This is a genomic window from Nocardiopsis listeri NBRC 13360, assembly GCF_001570765.1.
GTDB classification, from domain to species: Bacteria; Actinomycetota; Actinomycetes; order Streptosporangiales; family Streptosporangiaceae; genus Nocardiopsis; species Nocardiopsis listeri.
The window spans coordinates 1-4,246 of the sequence record NZ_BCSH01000099.1 but is presented as its reverse complement, the minus strand read 5'-3'; the positions used below and the strand labels follow the sequence as shown (position 1 = coordinate 4,246).

Here is a 4,246-nt window from a genome sequence, read left to right as displayed (position 1 = left end):
AGGAACGGCCGAGCCGTCCCGCCCCTGGAGTGAGCGCCTCAGCAGGCGCCGCGACCCTCGGTCGTGTCGCACAGCCCCCGCCCGTCGGTCCAGGACAGGGCGTCACGGGCGTTGCCGCCGAAGGGGCGGGTGACCGTCACGTCCACCCCGTGCCCCGAGTCCTGCGCCAACCACACCCGGACCTCGTTGTCACCGGCCCTGAGCACGTAGAACGGGTGCGGCACCGGCGACTGGCCACTGCCCGGGTTCGCCCACCAGTCCGCGCCCTGGGCGTTGGCCACGTCCACGAACAGGCAGTCGTGTGAAGAGCCCTCGTAGGAGCAGGTCCGCGCCTGGCCGCCGCCGTAGCGGTCCACGGTCGGCTCCGCGCCGATGCCGTCGTTGTACGCGCGCCAGTAGACGGTGTCGCAGTCACCCGCGGAGCAGGCGTTCCAGTCGGACCACGCCGTCGCCCGCGCGGCCGGCGCGGCCGATCCGCCATTGATGGCGCCGCAGTACTTGTCCACGATGTAGGGCACCACGAAGTCGGACACCCACACCGAGTCGATGGCCTCACCGGCGGTGTTGTCGGTGCCCAGTCCGGCCGAGTCCATCTGCCACAGGCCGACGCCCGGGTTGAAGAACAGACCGTCGCGTCCGGCGGGGTCGTAGAGACCGGACTGGTTGTCGTACCGGGAGAGGGTCATCGGCGAGGGCGGCTCGGAGGAACCACCGGACACCTCGGGCCAGACCGGGGCCAGGGCCATCGCGGTGGCCTCCTCGGGCGAGATGGCGCAGGACGCGCCGGCCGCCGCGCTCTCCGCGGCGCTCTGGGCCGCGGCCAGGGGTTCGGCGCCGAAGGTCAGCGGGCCGGTCGGGATGGAGACGGCTTCGAGCTTGTCCTCCAGGGCCTGCCGGTCGGCGGTCGCACGCTCGGCGGGGGTGTCCGCCGGGGTGGGAACGAATTCGGTGTCGGCCATGGCGACCTGGGGCGTGAGCGCGAGGAGCGCCGCCGCGGCCAGGCCGCTCAGTGCGCGTCTGCACAGGGGGGAGTTCACGGGGTCCACCTCTTGAGCGGGTTCGAGGGTGTGCGGGTCTACCACCAAGGTCACGGGAAGTAGTTTTCGGTTATCGCATTGAGGTTGGAGGAAACCTACAAGCCTCTCGATCCGCGGACAAGCCCCCTTGCCGTGTACCGTGCGGAAACTGTCACCCACCCGACAGGAAACCCTGTCCCCCAGGGTGTTCGTACGGAGTCGACCCGAGTGGCCCGCACCTCGGGACGGCAGCGTTCACACACGTGAGCACGACCCCGGGCAGGACGAACACGGTCGGCGTGCCCCCGGACGACTCCTATCCTCTGAAGTGCGCCGACCACCGCGCACCGAACCCGAACCAGGAGAACGCACGATGCTGGAGATGCTGCCCGGACTCACCCAGATCTACGAAGGGTGGGCGCAGCACTACCCGGACGTGCGGCCGCTGACCATCCAGTTCCCCGGGGGTGGGAACGACCAGGGCATCGACGGAGTGCTCGCCTACCCGATGGAGGGGCACTGGCTGCTCGTGACCTTCGGTCTCACCGAACTGGGGGAGAAGACCAGCGAGGAGAAGCGGGTCTCCGGGGCCGGGTTCGAGTTCTCCTGCCGCATCCCGCGCGTGGAGGGGGACGAGACCGTACCCGCGTGGATCCTCCGTGTCCTGCACGCCCTGGCCGATCAGTACGTCGCCGGAGCGCGACTCGACGTGGGGCACTGGATCATCACCCGCTCTCCGCTCGGCGGCGAGAGGTCGAACGGCGACATGACCTCGCTCGCGATCGTGCCCGACGCCGACATGCGCATCCTGGACACGGACAACGGGCTGGTGCTGTTCTTCCAGGTGGTGGGGCTCAAGACCGAGGAAGCGGAGTACGCCCAGGAAGCGGACACGATCGCCCCGATCATGGCCCTGCTGCGTGACCGGGACCCGAAGATGCTCACCGACCCGAACCGCGAGACGATTCGCCTCTGACCCCCGACGGGGTTCTTCCGGACGAGACCGGGAGGTCGACCCGCGTACGCACGCCCTTCACCCGGGCGGGCCATCATGGCGACCTCCCCGTCCCCTTCGCGAAGGTCGTCCGTGCGTTCTCCCGTGCCCACCGAAGGCCACCGGCCGGAGATCGACGGGCTTCGCGCGATCGCCGTCCTCCTCGTCGCCACCTACCACGTCTGGTTCGGTCGGGTCTCCGGCGGTGTGGACGTCTTCTTGCTGCTCACCGGCTTCCTCATCACCGGATCCCTGGTGCGGGCGGCCGGACGCGGTCGGATCCGCTACGGGGCCTTCCTCGCGCGCCTGGCCACACGGCTGGTCCCCACCGCCGTCCTGGTGATCGGGGCGACCCTGGTCGCCACCAGGTCCCTGCTCCCGCAGACCCGGTGGCGCGACACGGTCGCCGAAGGAGTCGCTTCGGCGCTCTACCACGAGAACTGGCACCTGGCGCTCGGATCCGTCGACTACCTGGCACGTGACGACGGCACGAGCCTCCTCCAACACTTCTGGTCGCTTTCGATCCAGGGGCAGTTCTACCTGCTGTGGCCACCGCTGATCGGCCTGGCCTTCTGGTGGTCGATCCGGTGGGGAACGTCCCCGCGGCGCGGCCTCGCCGTCGCCTTGGGCGCGGTGTTCACCGTCTCCCTGGCGTACTCGGTGCACATCACCCGAACCGACCAGACGTGGGCCTACTTCGACACCGGCGCGCGCCTGTGGGAGTTCGCGCTGGGAGGCCTGCTCGCGCTGTTCCTGCCGTACCTGAAGCCGGCGAAGAACCTCCGGATCCTCCTCGGCTGGTCCGGCCTGGCCGCTCTGGTCCTCTGCGGTGTCCTGCTCCAGGTGTCGACGGTCTTCCCCGGCTACGCGGCACTGTGGCCGACCCTCGCGGCGGCCGCCGTCGTCGTCGCCGGAACCACGGATTCGCGCTGGGGAGCGGACCGACTCCTCACCCCGCGCCCGGTGCGCTACCTCGGCTCCATCTCCTACGCCCTGTACCTGTGGCACTGGCCGATCCTGGTGTTCTACCTGGAGTTCACCGGCCGAACCCTGGCGAGCCCCCTCGGTGGCGCGGTGGTCCTCGCGGTGTCCGTGGCCCTGGCCGCCGTGACGACCCCTCTGGCCGACCGGGTCACGAACTACGCCCGCGCTTCGCGGGTCCGAGGCCCGGCCCTCGTCCTGGCCTGCCTCCTCCCGCTGCTCCTGGCCACGACCGTGTGGACCACACGCATGGACGCCGAACAACGACGTCTGGAGGAACTCCTCGCCGACCCGCAGCGCTACCCGGGCGCCGCCGCGATCGGCGCCGAGCACGGCGAGTACCCCGACCCCGTCCATCCCCCGCCCGCATCCGCCGCCCAGGACACCCCGCTCACCTACGAAGAGGGCTGCAACCAGACCATCGCCGGAACCGAGGTGATCGTCTGTGAGTACGGTCCCGAGGACGCCGACCGCACCATCGCCCTCGTCGGCGGCTCCCACACCGCCCACTGGTTTCCCGCCCTCGAGATCATCGCGGAACAGCAGAACTGGCGACTGCTCAACATCGTCAAGGGCGCCTGCCTTTTCACCGACGCGCCCCAGCTCTACAAGGGCGAACCCTACACCGAGTGCGCCGAGTGGAACCAAGGTGTGATGGTCGAACTCGCCGACCTACGCCCCGACACCGTGTTCACCACGGGCACCACCACCAGCCTGGACACCACCGCCGGTTTCGGCGAGGAGGTACTGGTGGAGGGCTACGTCGACCGCTGGCGTGAGCTGGAGGCCCTGGGTATCGAGGTCGTCGCGGTCCGCGACACCCCGCGCCTGGGTTTCGACGCCCCCGAGTGCCTGGCCACGGCCTCCCCCGAGGAATGCACGGCGCCGACCACCGACTCGATGACCGAGGCGTCCCCCTTCGAAGACGCCGACCTCGACCTCCCGAACAACGTCGTCACCCTAGACCTCACCGACCTCATCTGCGAACCCGACCTGTGCCACGCGGTCGTCGGCAACGTGCTGGTCTTCTGGGACGCCGGACACATCAGCGCCACCTACATGCGCACTCTCGCCCCAGAATTGCGTGACCGCCTCCTGGCCGCCACCGAGTGGTGAAGAGATGTGGTGGCGATCGGGGGTGGGGTTAGTGGGCGTGAGCCCATCGATCTTGGGGGGTTTCTGGTTTCGCTGGTTTCGTGCTGCTCGGGGGTGGGTGGCTGGTGGGGCGCCTGGGGTCGTGGTCCTGCTGGTGGTT

At 69.7% G+C, this 4,246-nt stretch carries 3 protein-coding genes; 2 read left to right on the top strand and 1 reads right to left on the bottom strand.

Annotated features, from left to right (window positions below; all coding sequences use genetic code 11):
* Nucleotides 1–38 precede the first annotated feature (38 nt).
* Nucleotides 39–959, bottom strand: a complete 921-nt coding sequence (locus tag NLI01S_RS23660; protein WP_223809360.1) for a hypothetical protein — start codon at nucleotides 957–959, stop codon at nucleotides 39–41.
* A gap of 430 nt (nucleotides 960–1,389) precedes the next feature.
* Here NLI01S_RS23660 and NLI01S_RS26130 point away from each other — a divergent pair, with 430 nt between their 5' ends.
* Both NLI01S_RS26130 and NLI01S_RS23650 read left to right on the top strand, forming a co-directional pair.
* Nucleotides 1,390–1,992, top strand: a complete 603-nt coding sequence (locus NLI01S_RS26130) for a suppressor of fused domain protein (RefSeq protein WP_067608762.1) — start codon at nucleotides 1,390–1,392, stop codon at nucleotides 1,990–1,992.
* Between the two features lie 75 nt (nucleotides 1,993–2,067).
* The gene (locus NLI01S_RS23650; RefSeq protein WP_067608759.1) at nucleotides 2,068–4,107 is read left to right on the top strand and encodes an acyltransferase family protein; all 2,040 of its coding nucleotides are present in this window, start codon (nucleotides 2,068–2,070) and stop codon (nucleotides 4,105–4,107) included.
* Nucleotides 4,108–4,246: the final 139 nt, after the last annotated feature.

Coding starts and splice junctions, on each gene's coding strand:
- NLI01S_RS23650 (WP_067608759.1), top strand. CDS start 2,068: ATGGCGACCTCCCCGTCCCCTTCGCGAAGGTCGTCCGTGCGTTCTCCC.
- NLI01S_RS23660 (WP_223809360.1), bottom strand. CDS start 959: ATGGCCGACACCGAATTCGTTCCCACCCCGGCGGACACCCCCGCCGAG.
- NLI01S_RS26130 (WP_067608762.1), top strand. CDS start 1,390: ATGCTGGAGATGCTGCCCGGACTCACCCAGATCTACGAAGGGTGGGCG.